The 313-nt window shown below is 63.6% G+C and carries 1 pseudogene; it reads left to right on the top strand.

Annotated features, from left to right (window positions below):
* Positions 1–313 (top strand): annotated as a pseudogene (locus ACZYSP_RS35360) (hypothetical protein); the annotation flags it as partial.

Here is a 313-nt window from a genome sequence, read left to right on the forward strand (position 1 = left end):
ACCCGGACCGTCACCGACACCCCGACCAACAAGGCCCAGCTCTGGCAGTGGACCTACAACACGTCGCAGCTCTTTGATACGGCCACGGAGCCCAACGGTGCAGTCACCAGCTACACCTACGACACCCGGGGCAACGTCCTCACCTCCACGAACGCCCTGGGCCACGTCAGCAGCTACACCTACGACAACGCCAACCGCGTCGTCAGCTCGACTGCCCCCAATGGCCTCGTCAGCACCTACACCTACGACTTGCGCGACCGTCTGCTGACCCACACTGTCGGAGGCCAGACCACCACGCTGACATACAAGCCCT

The sequence above is a fragment of the Variovorax sp. F042 genome (genome assembly GCF_057814215.1).